The sequence below is a fragment of the Streptomyces sp. PT12 genome (assembly GCF_003311645.1).
In the GTDB taxonomy this organism is placed as follows: Bacteria; Actinomycetota; Actinomycetes; order Streptomycetales; family Streptomycetaceae; genus Streptomyces.
In genome coordinates, this window is the sequence record NZ_QEST01000014.1 from 122,321 (window position 1) to 136,848 (window position 14,528).

Sequence of the window (14,528 nt, forward strand, 5' to 3'; positions counted from 1 at the left end):
GCGTTGTCAGTGGGGCCTACTACGGTTTCGATCACTGTAGGAGGCGACCTTCGGGGAGATGGTCATGGGGTGGATGAGCGCGGGCGATTACACCGTCGCCCTCGACGACACGGGGAAGGTTCTCTGCCGGAACAAGGCGGGGAAGCTGCTGAAGTCCGTGCCGTCGAAGATCGCGGACGAGCCGGCCGTCGTCCAGTTGCGGCAGCTGACCGACTGGCTGGCCCGGCACGAGCGCGAGTGCCTGGCCACGGCCGAGCGCTGGATGATCCGCTCGCTGCCCGTTCCCGCCCCCGTCCTGGTCCGCGTCTGGCCCGACCCGGCCTGGCGCGCGGCCCTGCGCGACCTCGTCGTCACCGACGCGGACGGCGCCGTCGCCGGATTCCTGCGCGACGCCGACCCCGAGCGCGGCATCGGCCTGGTCGACCTCGACGGCGACAGCGTCCGCACCGAAGCGCCGGTGCTGCGAATCCCGCACCCCGTCCTGCTCGACGACCTCGACGAGCTGCGGGACTTCGCGACCGAGCTCGGGCTGCGCCAGGGCCTGGGCCAGCTGCACCGCGAGGTCTGGCGCCGCGGCACGGACGGCGCCGAGCCCGTCGACCCGGCCGCCACCTCGGTCGACACCTACGCGGGCGGCGTCTACAAGCAGCTCCGCTTCCTCATCGGCCGCGCCACCTCGCTCGGGTACCGCGTGCGGGGCGGCCAGGCCGTCTGCCCGGTCGTCGAGGACGGCACAACGGTCGAGGCCCGCGTCTGGCTGGGTGAGTACGAGGGGTCCGAGCGCACCGAGACGGGCCCGCTCAGCTGGAACACCCCGGAGGGGCGCGCCCTGCGCCTGGCCGACATCGGGCCCGTCGCGTGGTCCGAGGGCATGCGCATGGCCGCCGCACTCCACGCGGGCCGCGACACCGAGGAGGACGTTCGATGAGCACCGCCACCCCCCAGGCCCACCGCGACGGCCACGTCGCCGCCGGGCTCCTGCTCGACGCGGGCGCCGTCCTGCCGCTCGACGACCCGCGCGGCAGCGGCGGCGATGACGTCGACATCCTGACCGCCCGCGCCTACACCCACCCCGCACTCGACGAGCGGCCCGTGGTGCGCCTGGTGGCCGAGACCCTTGGCGAGGCCGAGGACCTGGCGCTCGGCTATCTCGGCCTCGTCCGCGACGAGGCCGAGGAGGCGCCGCGCGTCGGCCGCGTCCGCCGCGAGAGCCTCGGCTTCCCCGCCTGGGCGCTGGTGAACGACCCGGCGAACGGCCACCACGCGCTCGCCCTCGTCCAGGACATCGAGCGCCTCGCCCGCACGGCGGCCAGCCGCGCCGGGGCGGCCAAGGACGGCTTCGACCAGCTGGGCGATCGGCTCGGGCGATCCGTTCCGCACTTCCTGCCCACGTTCTACGAGCAGGCGGCGCGCGTCTTCCTCTCCCACGAGAACACCTCGTACGCCGCCATGTTCTTCGGCAAGGCCCGCGCCGCCGAGCGCGTCCACGACCTCGAGGTGGACGAGGCGCGGCAGCGCGCGGTCTTCCTCGAGTTCGCCTTCGCCGGGGCCCTCACCGTCAAGGCGCTGCGCGATCACGTCAAGGACCTCACCCGCAGGCTGCCTCCCGAGGAGGCGTGGCGCCAGTTCAGGCAGCTCACCGTCGAGCGCTGCGCGGCCGGGATGCCGCCCTACGCCTCGCTGGCCGCCGACTCCCGCAAGCTCGTCCGCGCCGCCGGGCTCGACGTCGCGGCCGAGGAGCGGGCCCTGGTCGGGGAGCTGCTCGACCACTCGTCCGTGGTGGACGCGCCCCCGTCGTTCTGGACCGGGTACCGGAGCACGCTGGTCGACCTCGCCGCCGAGCGGCCCGGGATCCGCCACCGGCTGCTGTCCCTCATGCCCTCCCAGCTGTCCGTCGAGGGCGGAGGCGACGCGACATGGCTCGACCTGCTCGCCGCCACGGGCGCCGAGCAGCTGCTCGCCGACGACCCGCGCGAGGCCGCCCAGGGCGAGGGCGGGGAAGGGCAGCGGCCGTCGGCCGCGGACTGGCTCTCCCGCTGGAGCGCCCACCTGCAACGCGGCTGGTCCCCCCACCGGTCGCCCGCCACCTACGCGCTGGCCAGGCGCCTCGCTCCCCGGCTGCGCGCCGACGGCGTGCCGGTGGCGTCGTCGGGCCGCCGCCGCGGGTGGCACGACGGCGCCGACGTGGAGCTGCTCGACGCCTGCCTGGCCGAGGGCGCCCCCGTGGCCGACCCGGCCGATGGCCTGGTCCTCGACATGGACGACTGGTTCGGCGCGCCCGATGACGAGCGGTGCGACTTCGCCGCCCTCGCCGCGGACCCGCGCTACCGCCCCCTGCTCACCGCCTCCGTCGGCGCCACCGCCCAGCACCGCGACCCCGAGCGGCTCACCACCGCCGCGGCCCACCCGGTGCTGCGCGAGCTCCTGCGCGACTGGCTCGCCGCCCGCGCCGACGAGGTCACGGCCGCCACCGCGCTCCCCGCGGCCCGCGAGGCTCTTGACCGGCTGGTGGCCGCGGAGCGCGTCGCCGACGACGTCCACCCCGACGCCCTCGCCCGCGTCACCGCCCACGACCTGGCCCCGCTGGTGGCCCGCACCCTGCGCGCCGGGATATTCGACGAGCTGGGTTGGCCCGCCCTCGAGGAGGGCATGCGGCTGATGGCGCCGCACGTATCGGGCAATGGCGCGCGGGCGCTCGGCGTGGAGGAGGCATGGCCCGGGGTCATCCTCGGAAACTCCGCCAAGGCCGTCGTCGTCGGCCCCGACCGCGTCCTCATCGACCACGACGTCCGGATCCCCGACACCGACCTGTGGCGGCGGCCCACGTTCCGCTACGTGGACGGCGAGCTGCTGGTCACCTGGTGGGCCGACGGGGGGCAGCGCGCTTACTGGTCCTCGCGCCCCGACGACATCTTCCCGCTCGGCGGCGCCCACCTGTCGCGCTCCGGGGTGCTGCCCTGCCGGGTCGCCCCGCCGCTGCCGGGCGGCGGCCTGGTCACCGGCGGGCGCGCCGTGCACGCGGGGGACACCAGCTATCCCCAGGAGGCGGCCGTCCTCGCCGACGGCACCGCCTACTGGCGTCTTGAGCACCGCCAACGGGGGAATGTCTGGCGGGAGTTCGACCCGGTCACCGGCGAGGGCGGCCGCGACTCGCTTCCGGCGTTCCTCGCGGGCGGGGCCGCGGACGGCGCCCGCCTGATCCCCCACTACTGCTCCCTGCTGCCGATGGCGTCTGGGCTCGAGGCCACCCCCCTCGGCACCGACGGCTCCCTGCTCGGCTGGTGGGTGCGGTACGAGGAGGCCGATGGCGGCACGTTCAGGGCCCGTGGCACCGATGGCCGCACGGTCAGCCTCACCCGCGGGACCCCCGCCTACATCAGCCCGAGCCAGCCCGTGCCGATCGGCGCGCTGCGGCTGCCAGGCGGCGCCGAGCCGGTGCTCGCGATCAGCCGGAACAACGTGTCCCTCTTCCCCGACGGCGCCGACCGCGCCACGGGGGCGCTTGGCTCGGCCCCGGTCTCCGCGCGCGGCGGCGCCTTCGCGGCGGGCACCCCGCTCATGCCCCCCGTCCCCCTCCTGCACGCCCTCCGCGTCAGGGACGAGACGGGCTCGCTCGCGCTGCGCGAGGTCACCGACGCGACGGCCACGCGGCTGATCGCGGCCGTCGCCGACCTCGACGCCGCGTTCGCCCGCCCCGACAGCGAGGACCGCGAGGCAGGGCGCACCCCCGACCCGGCCGCGCGCGCCAAGGAGTGGGAGCGTGCCCTGGTCGACGCCGTCGGCGCCGAGCTCCCCGCGGTGAAGGACCGCTCCCTGCTGCGCGGCGTCGCGGGCATTGTCCGCTTCGCCATCCGGATGTCCCGCTCCATCGCGCGGCTCACCGGCCCGCGCCAGGACGAGCCGAAGGCCGACGGGCCGATGTTCGCCGACTACCAGCCGCTGCACGGCGCCGACCGCGAGATCGCCGAGGCCGTGGGCACTCTCACCGAGCGGCCCATCCGGCGGCTGTGGAGCAAGGGCCTGTGGAGCTGCCTCCAGCAGATCCGGGCGGTGAACCACGTGCTGAACGGCAAGCCCGCCACCGGCGCCCCGCTCACCGCGGCCGACCGCGCCGAGACGCTGCCCGACGGCTGGCGCGCCGAGCCCCGCACCGCTCCCTGGGGGAGCGGCGACTGGACTGGGCTGCTCGGCAGGCTCCACGCCCTCGCCTACCACGCCACGGGACCCGCCGTCGACGACACCGCGCGCGAGGCGCTCCTGCTGCTCCTCGCCGCGGTCGCCGAGGGCCCGCTCGCGGGCGGCGCGGGCGCGCTGCGCACCACTGTGCTCAAGGAGCCCGGCTCCGCCCTCCAGCGCGGCGGCCACGTCCTGCGCCGCGGCTCCCGCACGGTCGTCATCCTGGGCCGCCTCGGCCACCCCGGGCAGAACGACCGGCACACATGGCTGGCCATGGACCACGACCCCGAGGGCGCGTTCGGCCCGGTCGCGCACTTCACCACCTTCAAGGCGTACCCCGTGGCCCCCGGCCCAGGCGCCGCGTACCTCGCCGAGCTGGTCCGCCTCGTGCGCGAGCGGGGCCCGCTGCCCTGGCGCCCCGAGACGGCCGCCGCGTTCGCCGAGGCCACCGGCGCGGGCACCGTCCAGGCCACCCTGCTGCTCGCCGGGCTCACCCGGGCCCCCCGCACCCCCGCCGACCTCGGCCTCAAGGTGGGCCAGGCCCGCAAGGCCGCCGCGCTCCTGCCGCCCGAGAGCCACGAGCTGCTGGCCGCGCTGCTGAGGGACGACCCGGCCGCGCTGTGGGACTCGGGCCCCGACACCGAGAAGGCGGCACGGCGCTGGACCGCGCTGTTCGGCGCCCGGCTGCGCATCCCCGAGGAGCTGGCCGACGAGCTGAACATCGGCGGCATGGGCGAGGCCGTGCTCAACCCCCAGGACACGCCGTGGCTCACGCGGACCACCACGCAGCGCCTCGGCGCGCACGGCCAGGTCGAGGCCGATGACAGCACGCTGCTGCCCAGCCGGTTCCTGCTGAGCGGGGCCGTCGGCGCCCTGGCCGCCCTCGGCCACGGCCTGCCCTACGGCCACCCCCTGCGCGCCGCCCTGCCCGCCGGGCTCGACGCCCTGCGCCGACGGCTCGCCGACCCGGGGCTGCTCCTCGACCTGCACCTCCAGTGGTCGGCCGACGGGAAGCCCACCGCCAAGAAGATCCGCGCCGCGCACGGCATGCCCGATGAGGGCGGGGCGGGACCCGACGGGATGACCCGCGTGGGCGACGCGTTCGTCCTCGCCCCCTGGTACTCCGGCTCGGAGTACCTCTGGCTGCGCCCCGCGGGGCTCAGCGGGCCCGACGACCCCGCGCTCGGCCTGGTCCAGGGGCTGCTCCCGCCCTCGTCCGAGGGCCGTCTCACCCATCTCCGCACGCTGCTCGGCCCCGACATCGACCGGCTGCTCGCGGCCGGGCACGGCGACGCTGACGGCTTCACCGGCTACGCCCAGGACCCGACCCTGAGCGTTCCCGGGCTCGTCGCCGAGGTCGCGGCCCACCACGGCCTGGGCGAGGACGCCGCCGCGCTCTACCTCCAGCTGCTCGCCCTGCCCGCCCCGACGGACCGCGCCAGGGCCCGCTGGACCGGCTGGAAGCCCGCCCGCGCCAAGCGCGCCGCCGCCGAGCTGTCCGCCACCGACCTGGTGGTCACGGCCCAGCGGTCGCGGGCCGGGCGCAAGCTGTTCCTGCCCTGCGGCTGGCTCGAGCGGGGCGCGCCGCTCCTCCCGGTCGAGACCTGGAAGGCCGGCCTCTACCCCATCGAGGGGCCGATCGTCCCGCTGACCCCCGTCCCCGAGCTGTTCGCCCGGGCGTGGGCCCGGGTCACCGCGGGCGATGGCCCCGCGTACGAGGAGCTTGTCACCCGCGCCACCAGGAAGGGCCGTCGATGACCACGACCACCACCGCCGCGGGCGAGGCCCGCCAGATCACCCCGCCCGAGGAGCGGTACGCCGCCGAGCTGGCGTTCCTCGCCGCCCACGACCCGGGCCCCCGCCCGCCGGGGTGGCGGCTCACGCCCCGCGCGGTCGTCACGTTCGTCATGGGCAGCGAGGGCCGGGCCCTGGCCCTGCCCGACGGCGCGGACCCCAGGGGTCAGCTGCCCCGCAAGCTGGAGATCGGCGGCAAGTTCGTGGGCGACCGCGCCCTGGTCGAGCGGTGCGTCATCACGCTCGCGGGGGAGCGCGGCCTGTTGCTCGTCGGCGAGCCCGGCACCGCCAAGTCGATGCTCTCCGAGCTGCTGTCCGCGGCCGTCTGCGGCACCAGCGCCCTGACCGTCCAGGGCACCGCGGGCACGACCGAGGACCAGCTCAGATACGGCTGGAACTACGCCCTGCTGCTGGCCAAGGGCCCGAGCCCCGAGGCCCTGGTGCCCTCGCCCGTCCTCACCGCCATGACCACGGGCGCCGTCGCCCGGGTCGAGGAGATCACCCGCTGCCTGCCCGAGGTGCAGGACGCCCTGGTCTCCCTGCTCTCCGAACGCCGCCTGGCCATACCCGAGTTGACCGGGACAGGGGCCGCGCAGGCGCATGCCGCCCCCGGCTTCACGCTCATCGCCACGGCGAACCTCCGCGACAAGGGCGTCTCCGAGATGTCCGCCGCCCTCAAGCGCAGGTTCAACTTCGAGACGGTCGGCCCCATCGCCGACCTCGACGCCGAGACCGAGCTGGTCCGCCGCCAGTCCCGGGCCGCCGTCGAACGCTCGGGCGCCGCGTTCCGGGTCGACGACGCCGTGCTCGAGGCGCTGGTCACGGCGTTCCGCGACCTGCGCGAAGGCCGTTCCGCCGAGGGCTGGGAGGTCGAGCGGCCCTCCACCGTGATGAGCACGGCCGAGGCTGTCGCGGTCGCGGGCTCGCTCGCGCTGTCCGCGGCCTACTTCCCTTCGGACCGCGACGTCCTCTCCCTGGTCCCAGGACACCTGCTCGGCGTGGTCCGCAAGGACGAGCCCAAGGACGCCGCCTGCCTCCAGGGGTACTGGGACGGCGCCGTGCGCCGCCGCGCCGAGCAGGGCTCGCCGACCTGGCGCACCCTGTGGGACCTGCGGCACGTTCTGGAGGACTGACGCGCGATGGCCACCGACCCCGGCGCGGCGGAGACCCGCGCGGCCCTGAGCGAGCTCACCGACCCGGCGGGCGCGTTCCTCATCGGCGTGCGGCACCACGCGCCCTCTCTCGCCGCCGCGCTGCCCCACCTGCTGGAGGCGGCCGAGCCCGATGTGCTTCTGGTGGAGCTGCCCGCCGAGCTCCAGGACTGGCTGCCCTGGCTGGCCCACGAGGAGACCAGGGCGCCGGTGGCCCTCGCGGCCGTCCCCCGTGGCGACCGGGGGGCCGAGGGGGACGCGGGCGGCCCGGCGTTCTACCCGTTCGCCGACTTCTCGCCCGAGCTGGTCGCCCTGCGCTGGGCGGCGCGGCGCGGCGTGCCCGCGATCGCCGCCGACCTGCCGCTCGCCGACCGGGCGCACCGCGCGGCCCGCCGCCCCGCGGGCCAGGGGCGGGCCGGGGTCGGCGACGCGCTGCGCGCCCGGCTCACCGGGCGCCCGGGCGACGACCTGTGGGACCGGCTGGTCGAGGCCACCGCCCCGGGGTCCCCACCCGAGGCGCTGCGCCGCGCCGCCCTGCTCACCGGCTGGGCCCTGCGCCGGGACGCGGCGGCCCAGGACTGCGGCATCGACCCGCTCGACCTCGCCAGGGAACGCTGGATGCGCGCCCGGCTGGCCGAGGCCACTGCGGGCGGGCGGCGTGCCGCGGCGGTGGTCGGCGCGTTCCACACCCCCGCCCTCACCCCGGCCGCCCGGCACGACGACGCCGGGGAGGGCTGCGAGAACGCCGGGGAGAACGCCGGGGAGAACGCCGGGGAGAACGCCGGGGAGAACGCCGGGGAACGCCCGTCCGCGGCGCCCGCGGACGGCGGCGTAACCGTGTCGTTGATCCCCTACACCTACGCCCTCCTCGACGAACGCTCCGGATACCCGGCAGGGATCCGCGACCCCGAGTGGCAGCACCTCGTCCTCGGCGCCGCGGGCGACCCCGCCGCCCTGCACGACGCCCTGACCAGGACGGCCGTCCGGATCTGCGCCGCGCTCCGCGCCCAGGACCACCCGTCGGGCCCCGCCGACTCCCGGGAGATCAGCCGCCTGGCCCGCGACCTCGCCCGGCTGCGCGGGCTTCCGGCGCCCGGGCGCGGGGAGTTGATCGAGGCGGTGGGGACCGTGCTCGCCCAGGGCGAGCCCCTGGGCCGTGGCCGGGCCGTCTCACGGGCGTTGGAGGACGTCCTGGTCGGCGCGCGCACCGGCCGCCCCGCCCCCGGCACGCCACGCGGCGGCCTCGGCCCCGCAGTCGAGGCGGAGGTGGCCGACCTCGGGCTGCCGGGGCCGGGCGACGCCGCGGGGCGCGAGCTGCGCCTCGACACCCGCCGCTCCGCCCTCGACCGGCGCCGCGAGCTGCTGCTGCGGCGGCTCGCCGCGTGCGGCGTGCCCTACGCCGAGGAGCAGCGGGTCACAGGCACCGGCGGCACCGAGGCGCTGACCACGCGGTGGCAGGCGCGGTGGACGCCCGCGACCGCCGCGATGCTGGTGGCGGCCGGGGTCCGCGGCGTCACCCCGGCCCAGGCCGCCGAGGGCACGCTCCGCGAGCGGCACCGCGCCGAGCGCGCGGCGGGAGGACCCACCGCGGCCCAGGTCATCACGGGCCTGGACCAGGCCGCCGCCTGCGCCCTCGACGCCCTCACCGGGGAACGCCTGGCCGAGGCCGCCACCCTCCTGCCGGTCGGCGCCACCCTGCCCGAGCTGCTGTCCGCCCTCACCCTCATCGACCGGCTGCGCGCCACAGGCCACGCGGTCGACGCCATCGCCGAGGCGCTCACCACGGCCGCGATCCGCCAGGTCGAGGGGCTCACCGGCTCCGACGAGCTGGCCGACGCTCGCGCCCTGGTCGAGCTGGCCCACCGCGCGGACGCGTTCGGCGGCATGCGGCTGGCCGGGGCCCTTGCGGCGCTGGCCGCCGAGGGCAGCCCGACGATGCGCGGCGCCGCCGCCGCGGTGCGCACGCTGCTGGGCCTCACCACCCCCGAACGGCTCGGCGGCCTGGTCGCCTCCTGGGTGGACGCCGCGGGCGACCCCGAAGCGCGCGCCGCGCTCACCGCCCGCCTCGGCGGCCTGCTGACCGCCGCGGGACCGCTCCTCGAAGCCTCACCCGCCACCCTGGGCCCGCTGCTCGACCGGATCGCCGAGCTGCCCGACCGCCGTTTCCTCGACCGGCTGCCCGCGCTGCGCGGGGGGTTCGACACCCTCAGCCCCGCCGCCCGCGACCGCCTGCTCGACGTCGTGGAGGAGCGCATCGGCGGCCGGGTCGCCGAGCTGCCCGACACCGACCCCCTCACCCTGGAGCGCTGGACGCGGGCCGACCTCGCGGCGGCCGAAGCGCTCGCCGCCCGTGGCCTGCTGCCCCCGCCACGCGACCGCGCGGACGGCGCCGATGACCCCGGCGCAACGCCCCGGGCCCCCGCCCGGCCCCGGGCCCCCGCCCCGCCCGACGAGGCACGCGCCCTCTCCCCGGCCGACCGCTGGCGGCTGCTGCTTGGCCGCCGCGCCGACCGGCTGCCGCCCTCGGCCGCACCGCTGGCCACCGCGCTCGACGAGCTGTACGGGCGCGGCAAGGGCGAGGGCTCGCGGGGCGACCTCGGCCCCTCGTCGGGCGGCGGGCGCCAGGCGCCCTACCCCGGAGTGCGGGAGTGGTCCGAGGAGTTGGCCGCCCTGTTCGGTCCGGGCCTCCGCGAGGAGGTGCTGGCCGCCGCCGTCGCCGCGGGGCGCCACGACGCCGTGCTCGCGCTCGACCCTGACACCGTGCGCCCCTCGGTCGACCTGCTGCGGACCGTTCTGCGGCACGCGGGCGGCCTGCCCGAGGCGCGCGTGGCCCGGCTGCGCCCGCTGGTCGCCCGCCTGGTCGAGGCGTTGACGCGGCAGCTCGCCACCCGGCTGCGGCCCGCGCTCAGCGGCGCCGCCCACCCCCGCCCGACGCGGCGCCCCACCGGGCGCCTCGACCTGCCCCGCACCCTGCGCGCCAACCTCCGCACCGCGCGCCGCTCCGCCGAAGGCGACGTGGTGATCGTCCCCGAGCGGCCGGTGTTCAGGGGCCGCGCCGCGCGCTCGGCCGACTGGCGGCTGATCCTGGTCACCGACGTCTCGGGGTCGATGGAGGCGTCGACGATCTGGTCCGCCCTCACCGCCGCCGTGTTCGCCGGGGTGCCCGCACTCTCCACGCACTTCCTGGCGTTCTCCACCGAGGTCATCGACCTCAGCGGCCATGTGCACGACCCACTCGGCCTGCTCCTCGAGGTCAGCGTGGGCGGCGGCACCCATATCGCCGCGGGGCTGCGCCACGCCCGCTCGCTCGTCACCGCGCCCTCCCGCACCCTCACCGTCGTCATCAGCGACTTCGAGGAGGGCTATCCGCTGGGCGGGCTGCTCGCCGAGGTGCGCGCCCTGGTCGACTCCGGCTGCCACGTGCTGGGCTGCGCCAGCCTCGACGACGCGGGACGGCCGCGTTACTCCACGGCCGTCGCGGGCCAGCTAGTCGCGGCGGGGATGCCCGTCGCCGCCCTCAGCCCCCTCGAACTCGCCCGCTGGGTAGGGGAGAAGATCCGATGACCGCGCCCTCAGCGCCGCCCACCGCGCTGCCGCCCGTCGCCCCCGCCGTGACCGCCGCGCTCGTCGCCGCGCTCAGCCCCCGGCTGCGCAAGCGCCTCGACGCCGCCACGGCCAAGCTCGCCGCCCGCCCCGTGACACGCGAGGGCGACACCGCGCGCGTCGCCGTGGACGACGAGGCCGCGGTCGAGCTGTGCGCCCCCGGGGGCGCGGTGACCGACGCCGACGCCATCCGCTGCGGCTGCCTGCTCGCCCCCGCCTGTGTGCACCGCGCGGCCATCGCGTCGGCGGCGCCGGTCGCGGACGAGGTCCCCGCCCCCGACCCCGCGGGCGAAGGCGCCCAGGACAACGCCCCGGAGCCCGCCCCCGCGTCGGCCGCCGCGACCGAAGAGAACGCCGCGGCCACCGAGCACGCCGATGCCGCCGAGGCCGTCCCGCGCGCGTCGCCCGCCCAGCTCGCCGCCGCCACCGCCCTGTGGACCGCGGGCGCGGCCGTCCTCGAGACCGGCGTCGACGGCGCGGGCGCCCTCGCCCAGGCCGAGCTGCTCGGCGCCGCCCACGCCGCCCGCCTCGCCGGGCTGCACCGCCCCGCCGCCGCGGCGACCGCCGCCGTCGCGGGGCTACGCGCGGCCCGCTCCGCGGATCCGGGCCACCGGCTGGCCGATCTGACCGCCGCGCTCCACGAGTTGCTGACCACCGCGCACGGCGTGGGGCGCGGCGCCACGGGGCCCGAGCTCGCCGTGCTGCGCGGCACCGCACGCCGCCCCTACACCCCGGGCGGGGCGCTGCGGCTCTACGGGCTGTTCTCCGAGCCGGTCCTGGCGGGGACGGGCCACGCGGGCGTCGCCACCTGGGCCGCCGACGCCGAGGGCCGCATCCACAGCGTGCTCGACGTCATGCCGGGCGGCGCCGAACGTGCCGCGTCCGCCGCCGCCCGCACCGTCCGCCTCGGCGACACCGCCCTCACCCACCGCGAGCTGGCCCGCGCGGGGCTGACCGTCTCGGGCGCCACCGTGTCCCCCGATGGCCGCCTCGGCACGGGCGCGGGCGTGCGCGCCGTGCGCGCCTCGGGCGCGGACTGGGACGAGGAGCCGCTGGCCCGGCTGTGGGCGCCCCCGGCGCACGAGCAGGCCGCCCGCGCCCTCGCCGCCCTCGCGCTCCCCGAAGCGCGCCGCCCCCCTGGCGGCGACCTGCTGTTCCTCGACCTCACCGTCACCGGGCACGTCCGCGAGTCCGGCGGCCATGTCATGGCCGCCGACTGCGCTGGCCTGCCCGTGCGCGTCACCGCCGCCGACGACCACCCCGCCCTGGCCCACCGCGACAACCTCAGGCTGCTCGCCGCCGACCCCGGGCTCCAGCTCCGCGTGATCGGCCGCCTGGTGCCCGCCACCCACCCCAGGCTCGCGCTGCTCGCCGCGGGCCGCCCGCCCGGCGCCCGCCGCACCCTGCGCCCCGCCGACCCGCGCGGCAGGATCGACGTCGGCCACGACCGCCTCCAACGCGCCGACCTGCCCCCGCCGCCCGACCCACCGGTGCCACCAGCCGCCGTCGACGAGCCAGCGCCCCCGCCCCTGCACGCCCTGCGCCGCCGCGTCGACCAGGCCGTCGCCGCGGGCCGCCGCACCCTGGCACTCCCCGGGGCGGACGGCGCCGACCTGCGGCGGCTGCGCCGGGCGGGCCTGGTCACGGGCGCCGCCGTGCTCGACGAGCTGCACCGCGCCGCCGCCGACCGGGCCCTCGACGCCTTCGGCCGCCTGCTGCCCGCCGACTCCGACCGCTTCGCCCGCGCCTGGCTCGCCGCGGCCGGGTACGCCGACGCGATGTCCGCGGCCCTGTGCGCCGCCGCCTGGATCCCGGAGCCCGCGGCCGCCCCCGCCCACGGCCCCGACGGGGGGCGGGTAGCGTGACGATCCCGGCGCCCCCGGCCGATCAGGGCCGGGCCCGCCCCCCGTGAACAGCCGCCTCTCGTGAGCAGCCGCCCCCCGTGAGCAGCCGCCTCTCGTGAGCAGCCACCGCCCCAAGGAACCGGAAGGTGCCCGCATGCCGTTCGCCCGCTTCGACCCCGGGGCCACCCCCACCGCCCGCATCGGCCTCGGCCTGGCCGCCGTCGGCCGCCCCGGCTATCTCACCCTGGGCCGGGACCGGGACCTGCCGGTCGACCGCACGCCCGAGGCGTTGCGCGAGCGCAGCCACCGGCTCATGGACGCGGCGCGCGCCTCGGGCGTGCGCTATTTCGACGCCGCGCGCTCCTACGGGCGGGCCGAGGAGTTCCTTGCCGGGTGGCTGGCCGCGCGGCCCGACGCGGCCGACCAGGTCATCGGCAGCAAGTGGGGCTACACCTACACGGCCGACTGGCGCGTGGACGCCGAGGTCCACGAGGTGAAGGACCACGGCGCCCCGACGTTCGACCGCCAGTACGCCCAGACCCGCGCCCTGCTCGGCGACCGCCTCGACCTCTACCAGATCCACTCCGTCACCCCCGAGAGTCCGGCGCTCAACGACCCGGCCGTGCTCGACCGGTTGGCGCGGCTCGCCGCCGACGGCGTCACCGTGGGCCTGTCCACCAGCGGTCCCGGCCAGGCCGACGCGATCCGGGCCGCCCTCGAGGTCACCGTGGAGGGCCGCCCGCTGTTCGGGGCGGTGCAGTCCACGTTCAACGTCCTCGAGCCGTCAGCGGGACCCGCGCTCGCCGAGGCCCACGCCGCGGGCCTGACCGTGATCGCCAAGGAGGTCATGGCCAACGGGCGCCTCGCCCCGCCCGGCGCGCCCCCCGCGCTGCGCCGCGTCGCCGACGAGCACGGCGTCGCCGCGGACGCCGTCGCGCTCGCCGCGGTGCTGCACCGGCCATGGGCCGGGCTCGCGCTCTCGGGCGCGGCCACCGTCGACCAGCTGGCCTCGAACCTGGCCGCCGCCCACGTCAGGCTGACGGAGGACCAGCTCGACCGGCTCACCCGACTGGCCGAACCCCCCGCCGCCTACTGGGCCCAGCGCTCGGCGCTGCCCTGGCGGTGAAGGGGACCTTGGAGGTGAAGGGGACCTTGACGGTGAAGGGGACCCAGCGGTTAAGGGGAACGGCTTAGGCCGCCTTCACCTTGGTGGCGTACATGTCCACGTACTCCTGCCCGGACAGCCGCATCACCTCGGTCATCACCTCGTCGGTGACGGCCCGCAGCACATAGCGGTCGCGCTCCATCCCGTCGTAGCGCGAGAAGTCGAGCGGCTCGCCGAACCGTACGGTGATCCGCCGCCCCCTGCCCACCTTCGGCAGTCCCCTGCCGCCCGGCTGCACCCGGTCCGTGCCGATCACCGCGAACGGCACCACGGGGGCGCCCGTCATCAGGGTCAGCCGCGCGATGCCCGTGCGGCCCCTGTACAGGCGTCCGTCGGGTGACCTGGTGCCCTCGGGGTAGATCCCGAAGATCTTGCCCTCCTCCAGCACCCTGCGCCCGGTCATCAGCGCGGCCACGCCACCGTGCCCGCCGTCCCGGTCCACCGGGATCATCCCGACGGACGTGAAGAACCAGGCCATCAGCCGCCCCTTGAGCGTGCGGCCCTTGACGTACTCGTCCTTGCCGATGAAGAACACCTGCCGCTCCAGGACCAGCGGCGGCAGGATCGAGTCGATGAACGTGAGGTGGTTCCCGGCGAGGATCACCGGACCACTGCCGGGGATCCGCTCGGCCCCCTCGACCCGCGGTCGCAGGAAGAGTCTCAGCAACGGGCCGAGCAGCACCTTCAGCAGCAGGAAACGGGACAACTTCCCCTCCGGTCGGTCATGGGCGTGCGTACCTCCGCAGCCTTGAGGACGATACTCGCGCTTCGGCCCACGTCGCGCACGGGGTGGAC

General features: G+C 77.4%; 7 protein-coding genes. 6 read left to right on the plus strand and 1 reads right to left on the minus strand.

Features of this window, described 5'->3' with window-relative positions; translation table 11 throughout:
- Positions 1–64: 64 nt before the first annotated feature.
- From DEH69_RS01325 to DEH69_RS01350, 6 genes are all read left to right on the plus strand, one after another.
- Entirely contained in the window at positions 65–928 is an 864-nt protein-coding gene (locus DEH69_RS01325; RefSeq protein WP_113685125.1) for a DUF4132 domain-containing protein, read from the plus strand.
- Complete coding sequence (locus tag DEH69_RS01330) at positions 925–5,934, plus strand: hypothetical protein (protein WP_113684989.1); 5,010 nt, start codon at positions 925–927, stop codon at positions 5,932–5,934. The genes DEH69_RS01325 and DEH69_RS01330 overlap by 4 nt, the downstream gene beginning before the upstream one ends.
- A complete protein-coding gene (locus tag DEH69_RS01335; protein WP_113684990.1) occupies positions 5,931–7,103 on the plus strand; it encodes an AAA family ATPase in 1,173 nt (390 codons plus the stop codon). Before DEH69_RS01330 ends, DEH69_RS01335 begins: the two co-directional genes overlap by 4 nt.
- A 6-nt stretch (positions 7,104–7,109) precedes the next feature.
- Positions 7,110–10,685: a DUF5682 family protein gene (locus DEH69_RS01340; protein WP_113684991.1), complete on the plus strand. Its 3,576-nt coding sequence runs from the start codon at positions 7,110–7,112 to the stop codon at positions 10,683–10,685.
- Positions 10,682–12,589, plus strand: a complete 1,908-nt coding sequence (locus DEH69_RS01345; protein ID WP_113684992.1) for a hypothetical protein — start codon at positions 10,682–10,684, stop codon at positions 12,587–12,589. The genes DEH69_RS01340 and DEH69_RS01345 overlap by 4 nt, the downstream gene beginning before the upstream one ends.
- Positions 12,590–12,722: 133 nt before the next feature.
- Positions 12,723–13,694 (plus strand): aldo/keto reductase, encoded by a 972-nt coding sequence (locus DEH69_RS01350; RefSeq protein WP_113684993.1) that lies wholly within the window; start codon positions 12,723–12,725, stop codon positions 13,692–13,694.
- A 64-nt stretch (positions 13,695–13,758) separates the two neighbouring features.
- Here the strand turns inward: DEH69_RS01350 and DEH69_RS01355 are convergent, their stop codons facing one another.
- On the minus strand, positions 13,759–14,439 hold the full coding sequence (locus DEH69_RS01355; RefSeq protein ID WP_113684994.1) for a 1-acyl-sn-glycerol-3-phosphate acyltransferase: 681 nt from the start codon (positions 14,437–14,439) through the stop codon (positions 13,759–13,761).
- Between the last annotated feature and the right edge of the window lie 89 nt (positions 14,440–14,528).